Genomic DNA, 23,915 nt, shown 5'->3' with positions numbered 1-23,915 from the left:
GCTATCGCTACACGTGTAGTGTAGCGGATTTAGCAACAAACAACCTAGGATTATGCGCTAATTCACAAAATCAATACGCGCCTCATCGGGTATTTCCTTTAAAATTTCGTCCCCCATCCCCGAAATTCGGACCTTACAAGCCCGATCAACCACTGCGACAATCACAGGAGAGCCATCAGGAAGGGTTAACCCCATCAACAATCTATCAAAGACAACAGGACGAAAAGAACCGCCATCCGCCCCTGAAGGAAGCTTCGTCAGAACCTGATCAACACGCACCCCTTCACTTACGCGTATGTCCTGAAACGGCGCATCAGCAAGGCTGGCCACGGCATCCCCGCCAGGCAATTGGGTCAGATTTCGACCGACACTGCTGCGCGCCTGCGCCCAGCCAAACCAATTGGAGTAAAATGACTCCTCCCCGACTTCGACAACGATCCATCCATCTGTACTCTCTCGGTACACCATGATGTGCGGGCGAACCTTGGCAAAGACTTCCGATTCCAGTTCGCCTTCAGAAGCAGCCCACGCCTTCAAGGCTGCCTTCAAGAGGTCTGACTCTAACTGCCAAACGGTACTAACTGGCTGTTGTTGCTGGTGATAAATCCAGCCATTCTCGCTTTCGTAAGAGAATTTCAACATCCCACCGACATATTCAAACTGGCCGCTATACCAGACCCGCCCTTGGTCCAGCAGCACCTGTGCAGGCGCGAGCGCACGCGCGCCTGCTTCGGTTAGAACGTAACGGCGATCCTCGATTTCAAACAGCTTGAAACCCATCGCCTCTTCGAGCTGGTCAATATGACGGCGAACCGTTTGCCGCGTGCTGCCTAGCTCTGCAACGGCTTTGCTCAGATTCAGCGTGCGTGCCAAGCCCGTGAACGACCTCATCATTTCACTTAACAGTGCAGGCGTCTCCGTCTGGAGCACCATTTGGGTGGGCGGTTCAACAATCTTGTTCATATGGCTTCTCGAATTTTACAAACCGAACTGTAAATAAATCATACATCAGCGACACAGAAATCATACAGTGCTGTAAAATATTTGCAACCACACACAACCATAGATTGGTCGAAAAAATTAAAAACTATCCAATTGATCCAAAGGGCCGATTTTCGGACAAATATCCCAGATACAACTTAGGGTATGAAAAACTATGGCACATCCAGTCGACGTCCATGTTGGGCGCAAACTCAAACAAATCCGCACACTACGTCGCTTTTCCCAAACCGATGTCGCACAACGTTTGGGGCTTTCGTTCCAGCAAATTCAAAAATACGAAATCGGCTCGAACCGCATCGCAGCAAGCCGACTTTTCGAACTTGCGCAAATTTTCGACATTTCACCTGCCTATTTCTTCGATGGCCTCTATGACGATACCAACGGCGGCGACAAACAAGCCGATCCAGGTATGGAAATCGTAAGCGCTTTGGCCGCTATTCAAGACGAAACAGTAAAGTCGCGAATCGTTACTTTCATCGAAGACATCTCTGGCCTAACGGTTGCCCGCCAAGGATGATCAGCCAAACCATGCCCGCCTGATCAAGTTGAGCCCCGCCACACATAAAACAAACAGTGTGGCGCGGCGAAACACCATTTGATCGATGCGGTCCATGACGGACATCCCAATCCAAACACCCAAAAATGCGGCAGGCAGCATCGCTAGGGAGAATCCCAGCGTTTCTGCTCTCAAAACGCCAGAGCCTGTATGCGCCACCATCAGCGCAACAGCCCCCAACCCATAGATAACACCCTGCACCCGCATTTGGTCGTGTTTGGGGGTATTCAATGCGGTCAGGTAAGCCACAGTCGGCGGCCCCCAAATCCCTGACAATCCACCAAGGGCACCCGCAACGGCACCCGCCACTGCCTCGACGCTTCGGCTATGGCCAGAAAGCTTGATTTGATAGCCAGTTAGCTGAAGGCACGCGAAAAGCGTAACGGGAATACCAATAATCGCCATCATCATCTGGGCAGGAACCACCCTGACCATCTGCGCGCTGGCCAGCAACGCGATCCCGCCAATAGCCAAGAACACGCGAAATTCTTTTGTAGATTGAACCGCAGCCGGAAAACCCTGCCGTAACGCCTGCAACGCATTTGTCGCCAAAGTCGGCAGAATCAACCCCGCCAGAGCCAGCTCAGGCGCCATAAAGGTCGTAAGCCCCGAGACGAAGACCAAGGGCATAGCAAACCCAACCACCCCTTTTACAAAGCCCGCAAGAATCGCAACCAAAGCCGCAAGGCCAAGCTCGACAGGTGTTAGAAGGGGAAACAGGGTGTCCATACGCCTTTTTACCAAACGTTAGCCTAGACGCACGTGAATTCAGCTGCGAAATTTTCGGAAATATCGCCGCACTCAAACGTATGTTTATTGCGCTGCACCTGCAAAATGATTATGCCAACCGCTAAGCAAAATAGGATTTTTTAAGATGGCTCATGATGGACAGCAAAACACCGGAACACCGGCTCTGCTTGATGATCTCCTCTCGCTGACTGCGGCGGCGCTTGCCCCCGTTGAGGCCGTTCTTGTCAGCGCAACCGATTCCGTTCGTGCAATGGTCAGCGAAGAGGGCCGCGTCTCGAACGCTTTGGTTGAACAGAACCAAACAGCGGCGCACGGGCTTTCTTGGCTCGCAACCTATGCGCAGGCGCTGCGCCAGATGCAGGCATGGGCCGAACGCATGACCGCCGATGGCAAATTTGGCGAAACCGAAGCCCTGATCCACCAGATCGCCTTTGGCGAATACCTTTGGCAGATCTATGGCGGCATCCAGATGAACCAAGGCGAAATCGTTCGCCTTCAAGATCTGGGCCTGAGCCAAGAAGATCAAAGCGCCCTGATGAACCCCGCCGTTATGGCCCTGACCCAAGGCGGCAACACGCAAAACGCGCGCACCCGTCTGGTTGACCTGATGCAGGAACATTCGGCCAATGTGACCGTTGGCGCGACTGGTCTGGACGAAGAGCTAGAAATGATTCGCGACCAGTTCCGTCGCTATGCCGTCGAAAAGGTCGAGCCCTTCGCCCATGATTGGCACCTGAACGACGAACTCATCCCGATCGAAATCATCGACGAGCTTGCCGAGATGGGCGTGTTCGGCCTGACCATCCCCGAAGAATTCGGCGGCTTTGGCCTGTCCAAGGCCTCCATGTGCGTGGTCTCCGAAGAGCTTTCTCGCGGCTACATCGGTGTTGGCTCCCTCGGCACCCGCTCTGAAATCGCGGCCGAGCTGATCATCGCAGGCGGCACAGACGAGCAAAAACAAAAGTGGCTCCCGAAAATCGCCTCGGCAGAAACCCTGCCAACTGCCGTCTTTACCGAGCCAAACACAGGCTCTGACCTTGGCAGCCTGCGCACCCGCGCCGTGAAAGAGGGAGAGACCTATAAGGTAACGGGCAACAAAACATGGATCACCCACGCGGCGCGCACCCATGTCATGACCCTGCTGGCCCGCACCGATCCATCGACAGACAATTACAAAGGCCTGTCCATGTTCCTTGCCGAGAAACCGCCCGGCACCGACGAAGACCCCTTCCCGACCCCAGGCATGACCGGTGGCGAGATCGAAGTCCTCGGCTATCGCGGTATGAAAGAATACGAACTCGGCTTTGACGGGTTCGAGGTAAAGGCCGAAAACCTGTTGGGCGGCGAAGAGGGCAAAGGCTTTAAACAGCTGATGGAAACCTTTGAAAGCGCGCGCATCCAAACAGCGGCCCGTGCGATCGGCGTTGCCCAGTCTGCCTTGGACATCTCGATCCAATATGCAAACGACCGCAAGCAATTCGGCAAATCCCTCATCAACTTCCCCCGTGTGTCCAGCAAACTGGCGATGATGGCTGTTGAAATCATGATCGCCCGCCAGCTCACCTACTTCTCTGCCTTTGAAAAAGACGAAGGCCGTCGTTGTGACGTTGAGGCTGGCATGGCCAAACTGCTTGGCGCGCGTGTTGCTTGGGCTGCGGCGGACAATGGTCTGCAAATCCACGGCGGCAACGGCTTTGCCCTAGAGTATAAGATCAGCCGCGTTCTATGTGACGCACGCATCCTGAATATCTTTGAAGGTGCGGCTGAAATTCAGGCACAAGTGATCGCGCGCCGCATTCTGGGCTGATCCTTGCCAATAGTTTCGAGGCGCGCCCTTGCGGCGTGCCTCGGCTCTGCTTACCCATATATAATATGAGTAGCACCCGACTAACTCCCGAAAAATGGATCGACGCAGGTTTCGCTGCACTGGCATCGCTTGGCCCCAGCGGATTAGCCGCCGAACCCTTGGCCCGCCAACTCGGCACCACCAAAGGGTCGTTCTATTGGCATTTCAAAGACGTCCCCGCCTTTCAAACCGCCCTCATCCGTCACTGGCATTCGCTGGCCCTTAGTGACGTGATGGAACGCCTAGGCGATAGCGGCCCGCCCGATATGCGCCTGCGCGCCTTTGGCCATAGCATCCTGAAAAACCCGAATGAGACAGCCCTGCGCGTCTGGGCCCAAAGCGATAAAATCGTTGCGGCCAGCCTCGCCGAAGTGGATGCCGAACGGTTCACCTATCTCAACCATCTCTTGCGGCAATTTGGTCTAAGTAACCCAGCGTTCGGCCACGCAATCCTTGCTTCCCTCATTGGTCTCCCCCAGTTACAAGCGCAGTCCGATCCCATCGCAGCGTTTGACGCGCTGGTAGACACAATATTGGCCCTCGCATGAAACCCTTAGTTATTTTCACCCTTATCCTAGCCTCCCTTTCGGCCTGCCGCGCGGACGAATCTGTGCGCGCCTATGGTGGAGCCGATCAGGTCTGGACGCTGAAAGAGCTAAACGGCGCCTCCTTTCCCGCCACTGCAACGCTGACCTTTCCAAAGGCGGGCGAAATCGCAGGCCAAGGCCCCTGCAACCGGTATTTTGGCGCCCTCAGCGCGCCCTACCCATGGTTCAAAGCAGGCCCAATCGGTAGCACTCGTATGGCTTGCCCAAACCTGCCTGCCGAAACCGCATTCCTAAAAGCACTAGAAGCCGCAACCATTTCCGAAGTCGCAGGAGACACCCTCGTTCTCTCCAATACTGATGGTTTGGAAATGGTATTCAAAGCGAGCGAGTAAACGCCTCGATGTAACGCGACCTCGCCTCTGGTAACGGCTTGGAACCCAGATCAGCGGCCAAATGCGTCTCTAGGAAGTAACCCGTCGTCTTAAACCCATCGACAATTTCAGCATCACTTGCCTCACCTTTGCCCAGCAGGACATCCGGCAAAGGCAGCAAACGGTCGGCCCATTCCCCCGCCCCTTCCCGCGATACAGCGCGGCCCGACTTTGGCGAGACATAGATCAACCCTTCGCGCGTCCCCGTCACCGCGCATTCACTCAGGTCCAAGCCATAGCCAAGCTCGCTAAGCAGGCCCAACTCCCACCGCAGATAGGCCAGCGGCCAAACATCGTCTTGCCCCAGTAAATCCAGCAAAGCTTCGGTACGTTTATACAGGGGCAGATGCGCCTCGCGTTCTGGCAGGCAAAAGCTGACCAGACTGGTCACCGCATTTAACCCCGCCAGCGCCAATCGCCCGCCCATGGCAATCGCCGCGCGGCTGCGCACGGGCTCTACCGTGAACGCTCCGATGTGATCTTCTAGCCGCGCACGCCACATCAAATCCAACTGCGCCCCCGGTTGCAGGATCGGCGCAATCTTGCGGCTGGTACCGCCGCGCACAATTCCCGCATGGCGGCCTTGGCTCGGCGTGAAAACTTCGATGATCGCAGAGGTTTCCCCATGGCGGCGCGAACTGAGCAAAATCCCCTGATCGCGCCATTCCATCAGGCCAGCCCCTCTTGGTCCAGCAGGTGCCGACCTGCACGGTCCTCAACCTCGATCACCCAAAGGTCAGGATCAAACGAACGCTGACGGCTGACCGCCTCGTCCACATCACGCTCTGCGCCCTTAGACAGCTCGGCCCACACGCGCTCACCGCTCATCAAATCAAAGGTTCTCTGGAAAAGCACCGCATTACCATCCAGCGTTGCCAGTTTTACCAGCACAGCACCGCCCGTGTCATCGCCATGAGCAACCACAAAGGCTGGAATGTCATACATCCGCAGACGGGCCAAATAGGCATCCACCCAAAAACGGGCCGTTAAACGCGCCACAGAGCCACCTCATCCATGAGGCCCTCGGGCATCACTGGTTGCCGTCCTTAAACTCCAAACCCATTTCAGAGTAACGTTCGGATTCTTCCAGCCAGTTTGGACGGACCTTCACCTGCAAAAACAGGTGAACCTTGCGGCCCAGAAACTCTTCCAGCTCTTCGCGTGCGGCCTTGCCGACCGCTTTGATCGTCTCGCCTTTGTGGCCCAATACGATGCCCTTGTGGCCATCGCGCACAACGTAAATCAGCTGGTCAATCTTGGCTGATCCGTCTTTGCGCTCTTCCCAGTTTTGGGTCTCGACCGTCATCTGGTAGGGCAATTCCTGATGCAACCGCAGTGTCAGCTTTTCGCGGGTCATCTCGGCAGCAATCATGCGCATGGGCAGATCGGCGATCTGATCCTCAGGATACAGCCATGGGCCCTCGGGGACCTCGCCCGCCAACCAGTCCTTTAATACGTCCACACCATGACCGCGTTCAGCCGAGATCATAAAGGTTTCAATAAACGGATAGGCCTCGTTCAGCTTTTGGCTAAGCCCCAACAGAACAGGCGCTTCGACGCGGTCGATCTTGTTAATCGCTAGGGCCACACGGGCACCTTCGCCGATCTCGTTCAAACGCTCTAGGATGCGTTCGACACCTTCGGTCACGCCGCGCTGCGCCTCAACCAGCAACACCACAACGTCCGCATCAGCAGCCCCGCCCCAAGCAGCAGCAACCATGGCGCGGTCCAAACGGCGGCGCGGCTGAAACAGACCTGGCGTGTCGACAAACACAATCTGGCTCTGCTCTGCCATCGCCACACCGCGAATACGTGCGCGGGTCGTCTGCACCTTATGCGTCACAATCGACACCTTCGCCCCGACCATCCGGTTCAACAAGGTGGATTTGCCTGCGTTCGGCTCTCCGATGAGGGCAACAAAGCCCGCGCGTGTCGGTGCTGTGTTCATTTTTCTTGCTCCAATTGCGCCAACAGCACGGCTGCGGCATCTTGCTCTGCGGCGCGTTTCGCACCCGCAGTTGCGCTGGCGGTCTGTCCTGTCGACAGCTTTGCAGCGATTGTGAAAATGGGCGCGTGGTCCGGCCCGCTGCGTTTGGTCAGCACATAGGATGGCGGCTCTAGCCCGCGCGCCTGCGCCCATTCCTGTAGGGATGTCTTGGCATCACGTGCGTCTTCCTTAACGGAAGTTGTTCGACTGCCCCAGAGGCGAATAATCAGCGCGCGCGCGGCGTCAAACCCACCATCCAGATAAACCGCGGCAATGACGGCCTCCATCGCATCACCCAGCAAAGCCTGCTTGCGCCGACCACCTGACAACATCTCGGAACGGCCAAGGCGCAAAACCTCGCCGATATCAATCTCGCGGGCAACATCGGCACAGGCCTCTTTGCGCACCAGCGCGTTGAAACGCGGCGCCAACTGCCCCTCTGAGGCCTTGGTATCTAGGTTCAGCAACGCCTCGGCCATCACCAACCCCAACACGCGATCACCAAGGAACTCAAGCCGCTGGTTATCGTCGCGGTTTGGCGTAGACATCGAAGCATGAGTCACCGCTTCGTTCAGCAGTCTGGGCGTTTGGAATTGATATCCCAGACGCTTCTCAAACGCTTTGAGTTCGGCAGACAGCTTCACTTGATCCCTTTAAAGAAACGGTCGCTGCGCCATGTCCAGAAGAACAACATCGAACGCCCACCAGAACTAAAAACAATGCGATCCGCACGGCCAATCAGGTTTTCATAAGGAACAAACCCGACACCACCCGCAGTCTGCGCCAAACGGCTATCAGCCGAGTTATCGCGGTTATCACCCATAAAAAAGTAATGCCCCTCAGGCACCGAATATACGCCAGTGCGGTCCGATGCCTGCGGCCCGATGTTCAGCACGGCATAGGATTTACCATTTGGCATTGTTTCGATCGCGCGGTCCTTTTTACAGATACCACCCTGCCCAACAGCTCCGTTTGCGCAACGCGGACGCAAGCCCTGCGGACCTTGAAGCTCCATCAGTTCCTCAAATTCGCCGTCTTGCGTTTGAGGGATCGCGACACCATTGATCTGGATAACACCATCCGTAATCTGAACCTTATCCCCCGGAAGACCAATCAAACGTTTGATATAATCGCGCCCTGTAATCGGGTGGCGGAAAACAACCACATCACCGCGCTCTGGCTCCCCGCCGAGCAGACGTTTGTTATCACCGCCCAAGGCACCACATAGTTTTTCGGCATCAAGGTTGATACCAAATCGCGGCATAATGATGCTGGGACAGGACGCGTAGGAATAGCCATATGCCATCTTGTTGACGAACAAAAAATCACCGATCAACAGCGTTTGCTTCATCGAGCCTGACGGAATCCAAAACGGCTGGAAAAACAACGTTCTGAAAACACCCGCAATCAGCAGGGCATAGACAACTGTCTTGATCGTCTCGACAACGGCATTACCCGCTTTTTCAGTCTTGGCCATGCGGCGCTCCTATCGGTTTATTGAGGGTTACATGCGCAGGGCTGCGCGTCGTGTCAAGGTGCACGGCAGTTGGTTCAGCCCAAGGGGCGTGCCTCAATCACCACAAAGGCCTGCGCCCAAGGATGATCATCTGTCAATGTTACATGAATAATCGCCTCATGGCCTTCTGGTGTCAGCGCGGCCAAACGTTCTGCCGCCCACCCTGTTACCTCCATCACAGGCTGACCTGTCTTGAGGTTACTCACGGCCATATCACGCCAGCTAATGCCCATGCGCAATCCTGTGCCCAGCGCCTTTGAACAGGCCTCTTTCGCCGCCCATCGTTTCGCATAGGTACCTGCAACGTCTTTACGCCGCTCGGCTTTGGCCTGCTCAATCTCTGTGAACACACGGTTGCGAAACCGATCGCCGAAACGGTCCAATGTTCCCTGTATTCTTTCGATATTGGCCAGATCAGTTCCGATACCCAAAATCATGTCAAAGCCCCCATTGGCGGCCCACCCAGCCGGACCGTATCAGGCACGCGCTTCATCCATCAAACGACGCATCTCTGCCATCGCAGGGGCAAGACCCAAAAAGATCGCCTCGCCGATTAGGAAATGCCCGATGTTCAGCTCGCGCACGTTGGGAAAAGCCGCAACCGGAGAAACCGTTTCATAGGTCAGGCCGTGCCCCACATGCATCTCTAGCCCCAAATCGTGACCAAAGGCGGTCATTTCACGCAGCTTTACCAACTCGGCCTCGGCTTCGTCAAAACGCCCCTCATGGAAGGCATCGCAATAAGCACCAGAATGCAATTCAACCACCTGCGCACCAATCCGGTGCGAGGCCTCAACCTGCCTTTGATCCGCCGCGATAAACAACGAAACGCGGCTACCCGCCTCGCGCAGCGGCGCAATGAAATGCGCCAAGCGGTTCTCCTCGCGGGCGACCTCTAGGCCGCCTTCGGTTGTGCGTTCTTCGCGTTTTTCCGGAACGATGCAAACCGCGTGGGGTTTGTGACGTAGCGCAATTTTCTGCATCTCATCCGTGGCGGCCATTTCAAAGTTCAACGGAACCGTCAGGACATCCATCAGCCCCTCAATATCCGCATCCGAAATGTGGCGGCGATCTTCGCGCAAATGCGCCGTGATCCCATCCGCCCCCGCATCCTGCGCAATCTGTGCTGCACGAAGAGGATCAGGCGTGTTGCCGCCACGGGCATTGCGAACGGTCGCCACGTGATCAATGTTCACGCCCAACCGTAGTTTTTCCAGCTTAGCCATTTGCACTCTCCTTCTTCTCTTTCGCAGCCAGTTTCTTTTCCTCGGCTTTCGCCGCCGTCTTGGCCTTCAGAGCTTCGAATTTCGCCTTAATCACACCACGGCGTCGTTTTTGATAAGCACGCAACACTGGCACTGCCAAATAATAACTGATCGTCGCAAAAAAGATGCCAGGCAAAATACCCCCGATCAAATAGGGATAGAAAACATCCCGTGAGAAAATAGCCAGACCAGACCAATCCATTTTCTCGGGCGTAAAGATCGAAACGACATTCTGCCACAGATCACTACCAGCATCCGAAAATTTCCGGCTGAGGGATCGCAGCTCGCCTTGCTCTAGCTCGGTTCCCAAAATCCAATGGCCCGATTTCAACGATGCCAAAGCAATAAAAACAAACGTCAGCGGGTTCCCAACAAACGTAGCCATCAAAGAAGCAAGGATGTTGCCCTTCATAATCTTGGCTAAAAACGCCGCGATGAAAAAATGCATCCCAAACAACGGAGAGAAGGTTACAAAAACACCCGCCCATATACCCCGCGCAATGCGTTCTGGGCTATCGGGTAATCGACGCATCCGGTGTTTGACATAGTGAAACGCGCGCGCCCATCCCCCCCGAGGCCACAACAGCTCGGCGATAGAGCGCAAAAATGGCTTGGGATCGCGGCGCTTAAAAATCAATGCGCATTCCCCGATATTGATGTGGCGTCCAACTCTGCCGCAGAGTTGCGACAACGGCTGATGGCCGCAACATCGCTCTCCGCTTCCAAGGTCAGCATCAAGGTATGCAGCTGCGCCGCATCGCGCAATTCAGCGTGAACATGCACTCGGAAAAAATCGGGTTTGCGTTCTACGAAATTCAGATCCGCGATATTCGCGCCAGACTCACCAATGAGCGTACAAATCCGCCCCAGCACGCCCCGATCATTTGCCATCGTCAGATCAATGGTCGCCCCGTAAACAGCTGGATGGCTGCCGTCATGCCAACGCAGATCAAGCCACCGTTCGGGTTGGTCTTCGTAATCGCTAAGACGATCGCAATCGATAGTATGAAGGGTCACCCCCTTGCCACGAAACGTAATCCCGACAATCCGCTCGCCCGGAAGCGGCTCACAACAAGGGGCGCGCTGGAACGATTGCCCATGTTCCAAACCGATAACAGCACGCTTGCGGTCTACTTCCTCACCCGTCACCTTACCCAGTTCTGGATAAACAGCGCTCACAACCTCACGGCCCGTGGTTTCCGCGCTGCCCAGTTTCTCCAACAGGTCTTCGATCCCGCCCAGACGCAGCTCGCGCGCAGCGGTTGCCAGCGCCTTGTCCGTTGCCTTCTTGCCGACATGCTCAAACGCCGACCGCGCCAGCTCGCGGCCCAGCTTGGCAAATCTTGCGCGGTCCACCTCCCGCAGAGATCGACGGATCGCCGTCTTGGCCTTGCCCGTGGTCGCGATATCCAGCCAAGTCACCTGAGGCGTCTGCCCCTCGGCTGTGATAACCTCGACCGATTGGCCGTTCTTGATACGGGTCCATAGCGGCACGCGAATGCCATCAACCTTGGCCCCCACACAGGCCGACCCGATCCGCGTGTGAATCGCATAAGCAAAGTCGATAGGGGTCGCGCCGCGCGGCAGTTTGATCACCTCGCCTTTCGGCGTAAAGCAGAACACTTTATCCGCGTACATTTCCAGCTTCACAGCCTCAAGGAACGACTGGTGATCATCCTCGCCGTCAAACTGTTCTGTTAACTGTGCAATCCACTTTGCCGGATCAACCGCAAACGGGTTTCTTGAGCGCACACCATCACGATAAGACCAATGCGCCGCAACGCCAGTTTCTGCCACATCATGCATCTGGCGCGTGCGTATTTGCACCTCGACACGTTTACCGTCACGCCCCGAAACCGTGGTATGAATCGACCGGTATCCGTTGGTCTTCGGCTGACTGATATAATCCTTAAACCGACCAGGAACCGCGCTCCACCTGCGGTGAATAGCACCCAGCGCGCTGTAACAATCTTCTTCGCTTTCGGTGATGACGCGGAAACCATAAATATCCGACAGGCGCGAGAAGGATTGCTCTTTCTCCTCCATCTTGCGCCAAATTGAATAGGGCTTTTTTGCGCGGCCAAAAACCTCGGCCGCCACGTCAGCATCCGATAGCTCTTTGCGCATATCCGTTGTGATCCGCTCAATCACGTCGCCAGTTTCTTTTTGCAGCATGATAAAGCGGCGAATGATCGATTGGCGGGCTTCGGGATTCAAAACGCGAAACGCCAGATCCTCCAGCTCTTCGCGCATCCATTGCATCCCCATGCGCCCAGCCAGCGGGGCAAAGATGTCCATGGTCTCACGCGCCTTTTGCGCCTGCTTATCAGGGCGCATCGCCTTGATCGTGCGCATGTTGTGCAGACGGTCCGACAGCTTAACCAGAATAACCCGCAGGTCCTTGGCCATCGCCATAAACAACTTGCGAAAATTCTCGGCCTGTTTCGTCTCGGTCGAGGTCAGCTGCAGGTTGGTGAGCTTGGTCACCCCATCCACCAGCTCGGCAACCTCTGTGCCAAACAGGTCCTGCACCTCGCCATACGAGGCCGGCGTGTCCTCGATTGTGTCGTGCAACAAGGCGGTGATGATGGTGGCATCATCCAGTTGCTGTTCAGCCAGAATGGCAGCAACCTCAACTGGATGTGTAAAATAGGGCTCGCCTGAATGGCGGTACTGCCCCTCGTGCATACGTTCACCATATGCGAAAGCAGCGCGGATCAGCGCTTCATTTGTTTTGGGGTTAAACCCGCGAACCAATGTGACAAGGTCATCGGCAGTGGTTGTCATTATCCGCCTCAGCCTTCAGGCAGGAAGGTCATTCCCGCCGCAATCAACCCTGCCCTTGCGCCGCCATAAGCTGCCGCAAAAGCATTTCTTCAGACATGCTGTCTTCTTCAGGCTTGTCCTGCTCGGCACCCATAAGAATCGCCATTGCGTCCTCTTCAGGCTCATCGACTTCGATCTGGCTCTGGTTGCTCTCGATCAAACGCTCACGCAGATCTTCTGCGGATTGTGTCTCATCTGCGATCTCACGCAGGGCAACAACAGGGTTCTTATCGTTGTCACGCTCAACCGTAACGGAAGAACCTGCGGAAATTTCACGAGCGCGGTGCGCCGCAAGCATAACCAGATCAAACCGGTTCGGTACTTTATCAACACAATCTTCGACGGTGACGCGGGCCATTGGACACTCCAATAAAAATATCTGCTAGAAAGGGGTACCTAGGCTTGTTCTAGCTAATTTACAAGCACGTATTACAACGCCACAACTTCATCTCTCAGCGTAACAGGAAGGCTGTCATGCATCTGCTGAACGCTTTTCCCAGTGATCGGATGGCACCAATCTGGCGCAACATCCAATAGAGGCACCAGCACAAATGCCCGATCCGCCAATCGCGGGTGCGGCAATATCAATTCCTGTGGTGTCGTGGTTTTTTGCGCTTCCATAGGCAATTCACACCAATACTGGTAGGTTTCGGCGTCTGGCAGCACCAAACCACCCACTGCGATCAAATCCAGATCAAGCGTCCGCGCCCCCCATCGCTGCACCCTTTGACGCCCCAACTTGGCCTCAACAGAATGCAACTGCGCCAATATCTCAGCGGGTGCGATAGATGTTTCCAAAACTGCAGCAGCATTTACAAAATCCGGTCCGGCACCCGCCGGAAAGGCCGGCGTTTGGAAAAACCGGCTCCGATTCCGAATCACAAATCCACGACCAACAAGCTCGTCAAATGCTTCTTCTAGCAGTTCGGAGGGGCCAATTCCGTCGTATTCTTGGTTTGATCCCAACGCGATAATGCAGTCAGATATCACTATTTGTTCAGATGAGACATTTTTCCCCATGACTACACCTTGAGACATCTGTCAATTTCCCTACATAGGATACTTGAGTGTTAACACTCCTTCAGGCTAGTTGGCCCGACCCGATATTTGAGCGATTATTTCTCACGCTGCAAGCAGCGCGTATTTCGAGGAACCAAAATGTTTTATAAAGACGAGCGCCTTGCGCTCTTTATTGACGGATCAAATCTGTATGCAGCGGCAAAGACGCTAGGATTTGATATTGATTACAAACTTTTGCGTTCCGAATTTATGCGCCGCGGCAAGCTGCTGCGCGCCTTCTACTATACGGCCCTTTTGGAAAACGACGAATATTCGCCCATCCGCCCCTTGGTCGACTGGTTGAACTACAATGGTTTCACCATGGTGACCAAACCAGCCAAAGAATACACCGACAGCTTGGGCCGCCGTAAGGTCAAAGGGAACATGGACATCGAACTGGCCGTGGACGCGATGGAACTGGCACCCCACGTTGATCACATCGTGATCTTTTCCGGCGACGGTGATTTCCGCCCCCTTGTCACTTCCATCCAACGGCAGGGTGTTCGCGTTTCTGTGGTTTCAACCATCCGCAGCCAACCGCCCATGATCTCGGATGAGCTGCGCAGACAGGTGGACAACTTTATCGAGCTTGACGATCTGCGCGACATCGTTGGCCGCCCCCCTCGCGACCCCGCACCAGAAGCGGAATAACCGCCCCCATCAGAAAAACGTTGCTGGACCTAGCGGCCTTGCCCATTTACCTCTGTGCGACGATACGGAGATAAGACATGAGCAAGCCGCCCCTTACCCTATACCTCGCCGCGCCTCGCGGCTTTTGCGCGGGCGTAGATCGCGCAATCAAAATCGTCGAAATGGCGATCGATAAATGGGGCGCGCCTGTCTACGTCCGCCACGAAATCGTACACAACAAATTCGTCGTCGACGGCCTGCGCGACAAAGGCGCCGTTTTCGTCGAAGAACTATCCGAATGCCCCGATGACCGCCCCGTGATCTTTTCCGCCCATGGCGTGCCAAAATCAGTCCCCAACGCAGCCCAAGCCCGCAACATGGTCTATGTGGATGCGACCTGCCCGCTGGTCAGCAAAGTCCACATCGAGGCCCAACGCCACGCGGACGCAGGCCTGCAAATGATCATGATCGGCCACGAAGGCCACCCCGAAACTGTCGGCACCATGGGCCAATTGCCAGAGGGCGAAGTCCTGCTGGTCGAAACGCCAGAAGACGTGGCAAAGGTCACCGTGCGCGATCCGTCAAAGCTCGCCTATGTCACCCAAACCACACTTAGCGTGGATGACACCGCCGATATCGTCGCAGCCCTTCAGGCGCGCTTCCCCGCCATCGTGGGTCCGCACAAAGAAGACATCTGCTATGCCACCACCAACCGCCAAGAAGCGGTAAAGGCGATTGCGCCCAAATGTGACGCGATGCTGGTGGTCGGTGCGCCGAACTCTTCCAATTCAAAACGCCTCGTCGAAGTCGGCTCGCGCGCGGGCTGCGCCTATGCGCAATTGGTGCAGCGCGCACAAGACATCGACTGGCGCGCGCTGGATGGCATCAACAGCATCGGCATCACAGCAGGGGCATCAGCCCCCGAAGTGCTGATCAACGAAGTCATCGACGCCTTCAAAACCCGCTATGACGTGACCGAAGAGCTGGTCGAAACCGCCGTAGAAAACATCGAATTCAAAGTGCCCCGCGTCCTGCGTCAGCCTGCTTAATACAGCGCAGATCGATTTCTCGTTTTCATTACCACCTCAGACGCTAAGATGATCGGCAATCCTGCTTAACACGGTGCGCCCCATGATCACGATCCAGTTTCTGCTTACCGCTTTTGTCGTTGTCATTACGCCTGGCACCGGAGTCATTTACACGCTGGCTCTTGGATTGGGCCAAGGTCGCCGCGCCGCGCTTTGGGCAGCATTTGGATGCACCTTTGGCATCGTCCCGCATTTAGCGGCCGCGATATTTGGCCTCGCCGCGATCCTGCATACTTCTGCCTTGCTGTTCGCCGTGATCAAATGGGCAGGCGTCGCCTATCTGCTCTACCTTGCATTCCAAGCGATCAAGGAAGACGGCGCGCTAAACGTCCAAGCAGATCAAACCACGCAAAGCGGCTGGCAGATCGCGCGCCGCGGCGCCTTGATCAACATCCTCAACCCCAAGCTGTCGATCTTCTTTTTGGCTCTGCTGCCTCCGTTCCTGTCCAACACCGCGGCCTCGGCCACAACCGAAATGGCCACCCTTGGCGGGGTGTTTATGGTCATGACATTTGCGGTCTTCTGCCTTTACGGCGTCTTTGCCTCGGCTGCGCGACACCGCCTGCTGGGTTCTCGACGCGCAATGAAATGGATGGGCCGTTCCTTTGCCGCCATCTTCGCCGCCCTCGCTGGTCGCCTCGCGTTCGAGCGCGCCTAAAACCCATGCCTGTCGGAGAAACCACATGAGTGATCCTGAAACCCTCGCCGTTTATGCCGCCAAAAGCGACGAATACGCGCGCGTGACAAAAGACGCGATGACAGCCGATCCCCTGCTCGCCGCGTTTATTGCTTCGCTTCCTAAAGGGGGCAGCGTGCTTGACCTTGGCTGCGGGCCAGGAACCAGCGCTGGCGTCATGGCCGCAGCAGGGCTGGACGCGCATGCCGTTGATGCCGTGCCCGAAATGGTGGCCACCGCCAGCGCCCAAAAAGGCGTGCGCGCCGAGCTTATGACCTTCGATCAAATCTCGGGGCAGGATATCTATGACGGTGTCTGGGCCAACTTTAGCCTGCTGCACGCCGAACGCGCTGACCTGCCGCACATTCTTTGCGCACTCCACACCGCGCTGCGCACAAACGGAAAGCTGCACATAGCCATGAAGCTGGGCGAGGACACCAAACGCGACAGCATCGGGCGCAAATATACCTACGTCACCGAACCAGAATTGCGCGGCCTTTTGTCTGACGCTGGCTTTGCGGTCACAAAAATGACCACCGGACGCGATAAGGGGCTGGACGGCACCTATGCTGATTGGATAGCACTCGCCGCAGATGCCTAAATTATTTGCATATACAGACGGAGCCTGTTCGGGCAATCCCGGCCCCGGTGGCTGGGGCGCTTTGATGCAGGCCATGGACGGCGACAAGGTTGTCAAAGAACGTGAGCTGAAAGGCGGCGAGGCCAACACCACCAACAACCGGATGGAACTGCTGGCCGCGATCAACGCCCTTGAGGCGCTGGAACGCGACACAGAAATCACCGTTGTGACCGATAGTAACTACGTCAAAAACGGCATCACAGGCTGGATCTTTGGCTGGAAGAAGAACGGCTGGAAAAACGCCGCCAAAAAACCCGTTAAAAACGTGGAACTCTGGCAGCGCCTTGACGAGGCAAACGCCCGCCACCGCGTCACATGGGAATGGGTCAAAGGCCACGCTGGCCACCCCGAGAACGAGCGCGCAGATGCGCTGGCCCGTGCGGGTATGGCACCGTTCAAACCGAAATGAGCCTGCTTGGCTTCCTCGATTATGCTTCGGTCATCATCTTTGCGATTACGGGCGCATTGGTCGCCAGCCGCGCACAGCTGGACCTAGTCGGGTTCTCGTTTATCGCCTGTCTCACGGCCGTTGGCGGCGGCACTATTCGGGATCTCCTGCTGGATCGAAACCCCATTTTCTGGATCGCAGAACCCACCTATCTAGCCGCTGCCGTCGCAGCCGCATTCATCACCTTTTTCAGCGCCCATTTACTCGAAAGCCGCCTCAAAGCGATCATCTGGCTCGACAGTCTCGCGCTTGCCGTTGCTGTTGCAGCGGGTGCGGGTGTTGCTATGAATCTGGGCCAAGAGCCGGTGATTGTGGTGCTGATGGGCATCGTGACTGGCTGCATGGGCGGGCTGATGCGCGACGTCGTTGTCGGCGACGTTCCCGTCGTTCTCAAACAAGGCGAGCTATACGTCACCGCCGCCCTCGCGGGTGCGGCCACCGCCGTTCTGCTAAAGCTCTATACGCCCAATATTCCCTATAGCCTGCTCATCGGTGCCGCCGTCACATGGGCCTTGCGCGCAGGATCGATCCAGTTTGGCTGGAACCTGCCCGTCTACAAAAGCAAACCGCCGAAAAAATAGAACGACGCGCGATTTTCGCCAGCTATTTTCGCCAGCTATTTTCGCCAGCTATTTTCGCCAGCTATTTTCGCCAGTGGAATGGCACGATGATCAGCGCACCGATAGATGCGAAGATGGCGTTCATCCCTGCAGAAGCAAACCCGAACCCGAACATCAATCTGACAAAGTAAAAGACAAACGCACCGCCAATGCAGATGATGATGGATTGCAAAACGCCGTTATGGGTGAACTCGGTCCGTTCAGCCAGATAGCCAACGATCCCCGCGATCACGACCGTCCCGATCATTGTTGGAAACATGTGTTTACCCTTTACCTAATTGCGTGCCGACTGCAATTTGCGCGCCCCGTTGGAACACATCCACATCTTGCGCGCCTTTGCCGGCTTTTTGCAAGCGGGTCAGCGCAACAGCACCTTCACCACAGGCCACATGCAGGGCTTCGCTCAAAACTGTGCCCGCCGCAGCGGCACCATCAACCACGGTCGACCCCAACACCTTGATCCGAACGCCCTCATGTTCAAACCACGCACCTGGAAAGGGGGATAGCCCGCGAATTTGGCGATCAACCTCTTTGGCGCTCAACGTCCAATCAATCCGCGCCTCGGCTTTGTCGATCTTGGCGGCATAGGTCACGCCCTCTTCGGGCTGCACCTCTGCGGTTAGGTCATCCAACTTGCCCAGCGCCTCCACAATCAAATCCGAGCCCATCACGCTGAGGCGGTCATGCAACTGAGCGGTCGTTTCGCTCACCCCGATATCCAGCGACTGGCGTAGCAGAACAGGCCCCGTGTCTAAACCCGCCTCCATCTGCATGATGCACACACCCGTTTGCGCATCCCCCGCCATGATCGCACGGTGGATCGGCGCCGCACCGCGCCAGCGCGGCAGAAGGCTCGCGTGGATATTCAGGCAGCCCCGCGCAGGCGCATCCAAAATCGCCTGTGGCAGGATCAACCCATAGGCCACAACCACCGCAACATCCGCCTTCAGCGCGGCAAACTCCGCCTGACTTTCTGGCGTTTTCAGGGAAACAGGTGTGCGCACCTCAAGGCCCAGCGCATCGGCGCGCGCATGAACAGGGCTTGGGCGGTCCTTTTTACCACGTCCCGCAGGGCGTGGCGGTTGCGAATAAACAGCAGCAATCTCATGCCCCGCCTCAACCAGCGCGTTCAGCACCGAAACCGAAAAATCCGGCGTTCCCATAAAGACGATCCGCATGGCGTTACACCTTCATCTTTTTGGCGCGGCGCAGCAGCATGTCCCGCTTCATCTTGCTGAGGCGATCAATATACAGCTTGCCGTCAAGGTGGTCGATCTGGTGCTGCACGCTGGTCGCGTCCAACCCGACAAAGTCGCGCTCGACCACTTCGCCGTTCTCATCCAGATACCGCACCCGCACACCACGCGGGCGGCTTACCTTGGCCGAAACACCTGATAAGCAGGGCGAGGCCTCTTCGTGTTCGTTCATAATCGCCGAGGCATCAATCACCTCGGGGTTGGCCAAACGGATGCGCGTATTGCGCGCCTCCGAAGTATCCACAACCGCCAGCCGCTGCATCACGCCAATCTGCGGCGCCCCTAGGCCAACACCGGGCATGGCATCCATCGTGTCGATCATATCCTGCCAGATCGCGCGCACCTCATCGGTGATCTCGGGCACATCCGCGCAGGCCGTGCGCAGGCGTTTATCTGGCCATGTCAAAATAGGGCGAACTGTCATTGCGCATACTCCGCTTCCAATGCTGCACGTGTGTCAGCATCTAGGTGATCAAAGGTTACCACACCGTCCAAATGGTCCAGCTCATGCTGAACGCAGACCGCTGCAAAACCGCTAAAACTCTGGACATAACGCCCACCATTCAAACCCGTCCAAACCATCTGAACCTGATCGGGGCGGCTCACCTCGGCGGTGACACCTGGGATGCTCAGGCACCCCTCAGTGTTGGTGGCACGCTCTTCGCCAATTTCCTGAAACATCGGATTGATGCACACCAGCGGATCGGGCTTGCCCTCTTTCCACCCCGCATCCATCACAAATATCCGCAGCATCGCACCCACCTGAGGGCCAGCAAGGCCGCGCCCCTCAGCCGCATACATCGTCTCCAACATATCCGCCGCCAGCACTTCCACCTCGGGTGAGATTTCCTCAATCGGCGCGCAAATCTCCTTCAGGCGCGGATCGGGCCACATCAGGATGGGCAGAACGCTCATCCGCGCGCGAGTTCGCGTTTGAATTTGACCATCTTGCGGGTGATCATCTGACGTTTCAGCGGCTTGAGGTGATCAATGAACAGCTTGCCGTTCAGGTGGTCAATCTCGTGCTGCACACAGGTCGCCCATAGACCATCCATTGCCTGCTGCTGCTCGTTACCATCGCGATCAATCCACTTTACCTCTACCTCGGCAGGGCGGGTGACGTCTGCGAACTGGTCAGGGATGCTTAGGCACCCCTCTTCATAGGTGTTCAGCTCTTCGGACGAGGCGATGATCTCGGGGTTGAACATGATCATCGGGTTCGGCTTTTCGCCTTCCTCCTTCACGCAGTCCAACACGATCAGGCGGGTCAGCACACCAACCTGCGGCGCAGCAAGGCCAATACCGGGGGCGTCATACATCGTCGCCAGCATGTCATCTGCCAATGTACGCAGATCATCCGTCAAATCGGGGACAGCTGCACAGTTCTTTTTAAGGCGCGGATCGGGGTGATATAGAATTGGGCGTTTCATGATGTTGATGTAGGGCATGCCCTCGGTTGTCGCAAGCAGGGCTTGCACATAAGTCTCGCCGCGCTACTTTCGGCTCAATTGAATCAGGAGAACCACAATGAGCTTTGACACCCCGATCGAACGGCGCGGCACACATTGCGTCAAATGGGACAGCATGGAGCAAATCTATGGTGTCTCCAAGGAAACCGGCATTTCCATGTGGGTCGCCGATATGGACTTTGCCACGGCTCCGGTGGTGAACAAAGCCGTCCAAGATATGGTCGATCATGGCGTCTATGGCTATTTCGGCGACGACAGCAAATACCGCGCCGCGATCCAATGGTGGATGAAAGAGCGCCACAACTGGGATCTCGACCCTGCCCATATCTTTACAACCCACGGCTTGGTCAACGGTACCGCCATGTGCGTCGATGCCTTTACCGCCCCGGGTGATGGCGTTGTTCTGTTCACACCTGTCTATCACGCCTTTGCCAAGGTGATTAACGCGGCAGGCCGTCAGGTGGTTGAATGTGAACTGACACAAGAAAACGGCCGCTATGAAATGGACTTTGCCGCCTATGACGCGCAGATGACCGGCAATGAGAAAATGGCCATCCTCTGCTCGCCCCATAACCCCGGTGGCCGCGTCTGGACCCGTGACGAGCTGCAACAGGTCGCCGATTTCGCCAAACGCCACGATCTGGTGCTGGTCTCTGATGAAATCCACCACGATCTGGTGATGCCCGGCCACAAACATACGGCCATGGCCCTGATTGATGGCGTCCAAGACCGTCTGGTCATGATGACCGCCACCACAAAAACCTTCAACATCGCGGGCAGCCACTCAGGCAATGTGATCATCGCCGATCCGGTTCTGCGCGAAAAATTCGCAGCGCGCATGGCTGCAATGGGCCTCTCCCCCAACAGCTTTGGCCTGTTTATGGCAACGGCGGCCTACACCCCCGAAGGGGCCAAATGGGTTGATGAGCTGGTAACCTATCTGGATGGCAACCGCCGCCTGTTTGACGATGCGGTCAACGCCATCCCTGGCCTCAAATCCATGGGGCTGGAATCAACCTATCTGGCATGGGTCGATTTCAAAGACACCGGAATGGAGCGCGAAGAGTTCACCAATCGGGTCGAGCAAGGCGCAGGCATCGCCGCCAACCACGGCCCAACCTTTGGCACAGGCGGCGAAAGCTTTTTACGCTTTAACATCGCAACCCCGCGCGCCCGCGTACAAGAAGCTTGCGATCGCTTGGCGGAAGCCTTCAAAGATTTGCAATAACAATAGCTTGGGTGCCCACCACGGGCACCCTACCGCCCCAACGGCATCACCCGACTGCAGGGCGGAGCTTGCCTTCGGCGCGGGAATTATACTGCGGCTCAACCGCCTGTTTCACTGAAAACACCACCTGATCGTCGACCACCTCTTGGCCAGTGATCAAAAGCTGATGAACATGCTCAGCCCCTTCAAACATATTCACAACACCGGACAAGTTCGACACCTTGTCCGCCGCCGCGGCAAATCCCGTCTCCCATCGGCGCAGGATCGGATAATGAATACCGCCCGCCTCTACAGATAGCTTCCGATTGCGCGCAGGGCGGCTCTTTGGCGTTCTGGTCTGGCTGGGCTCAAAACCCTCTGGCAAAAAGATATCCATGATTCGTCCTTCGTTAACCCACAAAAGGCTATTTCATTAATTACCCAGATCAACCCCGTTTTGGAATTTAATTTCTCTGTGCATTTTCGCAGCAACTCTGCGCTTTGATACAGCTACGCATTTTAAACCCTCGAAGTTACACTTTTGCTAATCAACGGAATTGGAGACACCCCGTGGGACTTCTTATTGACGGCAAATGGCACGACAGCTGGTACCAGACCAAAGAAACCGGCGGCGCGTTCAAACGCCAAGAAGCCGGCTTTCGTAACTGGATCACCCCAGACGGCAGCGCAGGCCCCAGCGGCGAGGCGGGTTTCCAAGCCCAAGCTGGCCGTTACCACCTGTATGTCAGTCACGCCTGCCCTTGGGCCCACCGCGCACTGATCTTTCGCAGCCTCAAGCAGCTGGATGATCTGATCGACGTATCCGTTGTTCACCCCGACATGCTGGGCGACGGCTGGACATTTGGAGCTGACTTCGATGGCACCACAGGAGACAGCCTGTTCGGCCTGCCCTTTGCCCGCGATATCTACACCCGCGCAGTTCCTGACTTTACGGGTCGCGTCACGGTCCCAATCCTGTGGGACAAGGAACGCGAAACCATCGTTTCAAACGAATCCTCAGAAATCATCCGCATGATGAACAGCGCCTTTAACCAAATCACCGGTAACACAGATGATTATTGGCCAACCGATCTAAGGGCCGAAATCGAACCCGTGAATGATCGCATCTATAACGCGTTGAACAATGGCGTTTATAAATCAGGCTTTGCAACCACCCAAACCGCCTATGACGATGCCGTTTACCCGTTGTTCGAAACTCTGGATTGGTTGGAAAACCTGCTGTCCCAAAACCGCTACCTGATGGGCGATCGCATCACCGAAGCCGACTGGCGCCTGTTCACCACACTGGTGCGGTTTGACCTCGTCTATCACCAACACTTCAAATGTAATCGGCGCCGGATCATAGATTACCCGAACCTATGGGCCTACACGCGCGAATTATATCAATGGGAAGGCATCGCTGAAACGATCCACTTTGACCATATCACACGCCACTATCACTATAGCCATGATACGATAAATCCGAACAGGATCTTACCGATAAATCCGGTTATTGACTGGGATGAACCCCACGGCCGCGACTAGCTCGCGCGCCGCTCGGCTCCGTAATGGGCAACCATCGCCGCCAAATCCTCTGGCGGTGTATTGCTTTGAATAAATGCGCGTGCATTTGCCGAATGGGCAAAGATCGATCCGTCTGAAAAGAAGCTGGTGTTTGTTACAAAAATCACCTGCGCGTCGGGCTGTCGATAATTGGCGTAATCCGATATCGCCAACGCAGACCCTTCCTCAACAACTAAATCCAGAATCAGAATATCGGTTTTATGCGCCGTCAAATGCGCAATCGCATCTTCTTGAGACGTGACATAGGTCGCACTCATCCCTTGGCGCAGCAAGTGGTTTTGCCACACAATAGCAAGCTCTGGCACGCTTTCCACGATCAACACCTGTGGGGTTTGGGATGGGTCATTAGTCATATTAACGAACTCCTAGGCCAGCAGTCTACTGAAACGATTGTACAAAAGTCTCAGCGGAAAGGCACTTTTATCCTTCAAAGATAACGATCTATTGATAATTAGTCCAAATTCAGATTTGGAAAAGGGGAAACGGGCTGAAAATAGCCCATCATAGTGGG

General features: G+C 56.0%; 32 protein-coding genes. 12 read left to right on the top strand and 20 right to left on the bottom strand.

Annotated features, from left to right (window positions below; translation table 11 throughout):
• Positions 1-57: 57 nt before the first annotated feature.
• Positions 58-963, bottom strand: a complete 906-nt coding sequence (locus Z948_RS0109960; RefSeq protein WP_025059420.1) for a LysR family transcriptional regulator — start codon at positions 961-963, stop codon at positions 58-60.
• A gap of 193 nt (positions 964-1,156) precedes the next feature.
• Between Z948_RS0109960 and Z948_RS0109955 the strand changes: the two genes are divergently transcribed.
• Positions 1,157-1,519: a helix-turn-helix domain-containing protein gene (locus Z948_RS0109955; protein WP_025059419.1), complete on the top strand. Its 363-nt coding sequence runs from the start codon at positions 1,157-1,159 to the stop codon at positions 1,517-1,519.
• Here Z948_RS0109955 and Z948_RS0109950 read toward each other — a convergent pair whose 3' ends face one another.
• A complete protein-coding gene (locus Z948_RS0109950) occupies positions 1,520-2,287 on the bottom strand; it encodes a sulfite exporter TauE/SafE family protein (RefSeq protein WP_025059418.1) in 768 nt (255 codons plus the stop codon).
• Between the two features lie 145 nt (positions 2,288-2,432).
• Between Z948_RS0109950 and Z948_RS0109945 the strand changes: the two genes are divergently transcribed.
• The 3 genes from Z948_RS0109945 (at position 2,433) to Z948_RS0109935 (ending at position 5,094) form a co-directional block, all read left to right on the top strand.
• A complete protein-coding gene (locus tag Z948_RS0109945; protein WP_025059417.1) occupies positions 2,433-4,115 on the top strand; it encodes an acyl-CoA dehydrogenase family protein in 1,683 nt (560 codons plus the stop codon).
• Between the two features lie 65 nt (positions 4,116-4,180).
• On the top strand, positions 4,181-4,702 hold the full coding sequence (locus Z948_RS0109940; protein ID WP_025059416.1) for a TetR/AcrR family transcriptional regulator: 522 nt from the start codon (positions 4,181-4,183) through the stop codon (positions 4,700-4,702).
• The gene (locus Z948_RS0109935; RefSeq protein ID WP_025059415.1) at positions 4,699-5,094 is read left to right on the top strand and encodes an META domain-containing protein; all 396 of its coding nucleotides are present in this window, start codon (positions 4,699-4,701) and stop codon (positions 5,092-5,094) included. The genes Z948_RS0109940 and Z948_RS0109935 overlap by 4 nt, the downstream gene beginning before the upstream one ends.
• Here Z948_RS0109935 and recO read toward each other — a convergent pair.
• The 11 genes from recO to folK form a co-directional block, all read right to left on the bottom strand.
• On the bottom strand, positions 5,078-5,803 hold the full coding sequence (recO, locus tag Z948_RS0109930; protein WP_025059414.1) for a DNA repair protein RecO: 726 nt from the start codon (positions 5,801-5,803) through the stop codon (positions 5,078-5,080). The genes Z948_RS0109935 and recO overlap by 17 nt on opposite strands.
• Positions 5,803-6,132, bottom strand: a complete 330-nt coding sequence (locus Z948_RS0109925; protein WP_025059413.1) for a DUF1491 family protein — start codon at positions 6,130-6,132, stop codon at positions 5,803-5,805. The genes recO and Z948_RS0109925 overlap by 1 nt, the downstream gene beginning before the upstream one ends.
• A 31-nt stretch (positions 6,133-6,163) precedes the next feature.
• Positions 6,164-7,081: a GTPase Era gene (gene era, locus Z948_RS0109920; RefSeq protein WP_025059412.1), complete on the bottom strand. Its 918-nt coding sequence runs from the start codon at positions 7,079-7,081 to the stop codon at positions 6,164-6,166.
• Entirely contained in the window at positions 7,078-7,764 is a 687-nt protein-coding gene (gene rnc / locus Z948_RS0109915) for a ribonuclease III (RefSeq protein WP_025059411.1), read from the bottom strand. The genes era and rnc overlap by 4 nt, the downstream gene beginning before the upstream one ends.
• A complete protein-coding gene (lepB, locus tag Z948_RS0109910; RefSeq protein ID WP_025059410.1) occupies positions 7,761-8,597 on the bottom strand; it encodes a signal peptidase I in 837 nt (278 codons plus the stop codon). The genes rnc and lepB overlap by 4 nt, the downstream gene beginning before the upstream one ends.
• A gap of 74 nt (positions 8,598-8,671) precedes the next feature.
• Positions 8,672-9,073 carry a holo-ACP synthase gene (gene acpS / locus Z948_RS0109905; protein WP_025059409.1) on the bottom strand — a complete coding sequence of 134 codons (402 nt, stop codon included), beginning with the start codon at positions 9,071-9,073 and terminating at the stop codon, positions 8,672-8,674.
• 39 nt (positions 9,074-9,112) lie between these two features.
• On the bottom strand, positions 9,113-9,862 hold the full coding sequence (locus Z948_RS0109900; RefSeq protein ID WP_025059408.1) for a pyridoxine 5'-phosphate synthase: 750 nt from the start codon (positions 9,860-9,862) through the stop codon (positions 9,113-9,115).
• Complete coding sequence (locus Z948_RS0109895; RefSeq protein ID WP_025059407.1) at positions 9,855-10,538, bottom strand: DUF2062 domain-containing protein; 684 nt, start codon at positions 10,536-10,538, stop codon at positions 9,855-9,857. Before Z948_RS0109895 ends, Z948_RS0109900 begins: the two co-directional genes overlap by 8 nt.
• A complete protein-coding gene (locus tag Z948_RS0109890; protein ID WP_025059406.1) occupies positions 10,535-12,688 on the bottom strand; it encodes a RelA/SpoT family protein in 2,154 nt (717 codons plus the stop codon). Before Z948_RS0109890 ends, Z948_RS0109895 begins: the two co-directional genes overlap by 4 nt.
• Before the next feature lie 43 nt (positions 12,689-12,731).
• Positions 12,732-13,085, bottom strand: coding sequence for a DNA-directed RNA polymerase subunit omega (gene rpoZ / locus Z948_RS0109885; protein WP_025059405.1), 354 nt, complete (start codon positions 13,083-13,085; stop codon positions 12,732-12,734).
• Between the two features lie 71 nt (positions 13,086-13,156).
• Entirely contained in the window at positions 13,157-13,765 is a 609-nt protein-coding gene (gene folK / locus Z948_RS0109880) for a 2-amino-4-hydroxy-6-hydroxymethyldihydropteridine diphosphokinase (RefSeq protein WP_081784050.1), read from the bottom strand.
• Between the two features lie 120 nt (positions 13,766-13,885).
• Between folK and Z948_RS0109875 the strand changes: the two genes are divergently transcribed.
• The 6 genes from Z948_RS0109875 to Z948_RS0109850 all read left to right on the top strand — a co-directional run bounded on the left by Z948_RS0109875 (position 13,886) and on the right by Z948_RS0109850 (position 17,849).
• Complete coding sequence (locus Z948_RS0109875; protein WP_025059403.1) at positions 13,886-14,437, top strand: LabA-like NYN domain-containing protein; 552 nt, start codon at positions 13,886-13,888, stop codon at positions 14,435-14,437.
• Positions 14,438-14,514: 77 nt separating this feature from the next.
• Entirely contained in the window at positions 14,515-15,465 is a 951-nt protein-coding gene (gene ispH / locus Z948_RS0109870) for a 4-hydroxy-3-methylbut-2-enyl diphosphate reductase (RefSeq protein WP_025059402.1), read from the top strand.
• 82 nt (positions 15,466-15,547) lie between these two features.
• Positions 15,548-16,162, top strand: a complete 615-nt coding sequence (locus Z948_RS0109865; protein ID WP_025059401.1) for a LysE family translocator — start codon at positions 15,548-15,550, stop codon at positions 16,160-16,162.
• Positions 16,163-16,187: 25 nt separating this feature from the next.
• Positions 16,188-16,781, top strand: a complete 594-nt coding sequence (locus Z948_RS0109860; RefSeq protein WP_025059400.1) for a class I SAM-dependent DNA methyltransferase — start codon at positions 16,188-16,190, stop codon at positions 16,779-16,781.
• Positions 16,774-17,229 (top strand): ribonuclease HI, encoded by a 456-nt coding sequence (rnhA, locus tag Z948_RS0109855; protein ID WP_025059399.1) that lies wholly within the window; start codon positions 16,774-16,776, stop codon positions 17,227-17,229. The genes Z948_RS0109860 and rnhA overlap by 8 nt, the downstream gene beginning before the upstream one ends.
• On the top strand, positions 17,226-17,849 hold the full coding sequence (locus Z948_RS0109850; RefSeq protein ID WP_025059398.1) for a trimeric intracellular cation channel family protein: 624 nt from the start codon (positions 17,226-17,228) through the stop codon (positions 17,847-17,849). Before rnhA ends, Z948_RS0109850 begins: the two co-directional genes overlap by 4 nt.
• A gap of 61 nt (positions 17,850-17,910) precedes the next feature.
• On the opposite strand, the gene Z948_RS0109845 is transcribed toward Z948_RS0109850, so the two are convergent.
• Genes Z948_RS0109845 through def (Z948_RS0109825) form a run of 5 tightly spaced genes read right to left on the bottom strand, consistent with a single transcriptional unit; the run spans position 17,911 to position 20,574 of the window.
• The gene (locus Z948_RS0109845; protein ID WP_025059397.1) at positions 17,911-18,147 is read right to left on the bottom strand and encodes a hypothetical protein; all 237 of its coding nucleotides are present in this window, start codon (positions 18,145-18,147) and stop codon (positions 17,911-17,913) included.
• Positions 18,148-18,151: 4 nt separating this feature from the next.
• Positions 18,152-19,066, bottom strand: coding sequence for a methionyl-tRNA formyltransferase (fmt, locus tag Z948_RS0109840; RefSeq protein WP_025059396.1), 915 nt, complete (start codon positions 19,064-19,066; stop codon positions 18,152-18,154).
• A 4-nt stretch (positions 19,067-19,070) separates the two neighbouring features.
• A complete protein-coding gene (gene def, locus Z948_RS0109835; RefSeq protein ID WP_025059395.1) occupies positions 19,071-19,568 on the bottom strand; it encodes a peptide deformylase in 498 nt (165 codons plus the stop codon).
• Positions 19,565-20,059: a peptide deformylase gene (gene def, locus Z948_RS0109830; RefSeq protein WP_025059394.1), complete on the bottom strand. Its 495-nt coding sequence runs from the start codon at positions 20,057-20,059 to the stop codon at positions 19,565-19,567. Before def (Z948_RS0109830) ends, def (Z948_RS0109835) begins: the two co-directional genes overlap by 4 nt.
• Positions 20,056-20,574 carry a peptide deformylase gene (gene def, locus Z948_RS0109825; RefSeq protein ID WP_025059393.1) on the bottom strand — a complete coding sequence of 173 codons (519 nt, stop codon included), beginning with the start codon at positions 20,572-20,574 and terminating at the stop codon, positions 20,056-20,058. Before def (Z948_RS0109825) ends, def (Z948_RS0109830) begins: the two co-directional genes overlap by 4 nt.
• A 97-nt stretch (positions 20,575-20,671) precedes the next feature.
• Here def (Z948_RS0109825) and Z948_RS0109820 point away from each other — a divergent pair, with 97 nt between their 5' ends.
• Positions 20,672-21,841, top strand: coding sequence for a MalY/PatB family protein (locus Z948_RS0109820; RefSeq protein WP_025059392.1), 1,170 nt, complete (start codon positions 20,672-20,674; stop codon positions 21,839-21,841).
• A gap of 46 nt (positions 21,842-21,887) precedes the next feature.
• Here Z948_RS0109820 and Z948_RS18455 read toward each other — a convergent pair whose 3' ends face one another.
• Entirely contained in the window at positions 21,888-22,217 is a 330-nt protein-coding gene (locus Z948_RS18455) for a hypothetical protein (RefSeq protein ID WP_025059391.1), read from the bottom strand.
• Between the two features lie 173 nt (positions 22,218-22,390).
• Between Z948_RS18455 and Z948_RS0109810 the strand changes: the two genes are divergently transcribed.
• Positions 22,391-23,365: a glutathione S-transferase family protein gene (locus Z948_RS0109810; protein WP_025059390.1), complete on the top strand. Its 975-nt coding sequence runs from the start codon at positions 22,391-22,393 to the stop codon at positions 23,363-23,365.
• Here Z948_RS0109810 and Z948_RS0109805 read toward each other — a convergent pair.
• A complete protein-coding gene (locus Z948_RS0109805; protein ID WP_025059389.1) occupies positions 23,362-23,757 on the bottom strand; it encodes a response regulator in 396 nt (131 codons plus the stop codon). The genes Z948_RS0109810 and Z948_RS0109805 overlap by 4 nt on opposite strands.
• Between the last annotated feature and the right edge of the window lie 158 nt (positions 23,758-23,915).

Origin of the sequence: Sulfitobacter donghicola DSW-25 = KCTC 12864 = JCM 14565, assembly GCF_000622405.1 — a bacterium.
Lineage (GTDB): Bacteria > Pseudomonadota > Alphaproteobacteria > Rhodobacterales > Rhodobacteraceae > Sulfitobacter > Sulfitobacter donghicola.
The sequence above is the reverse complement of the archived record's forward strand: the minus strand, read 5'-3'. Positions and strand labels throughout refer to the sequence as shown.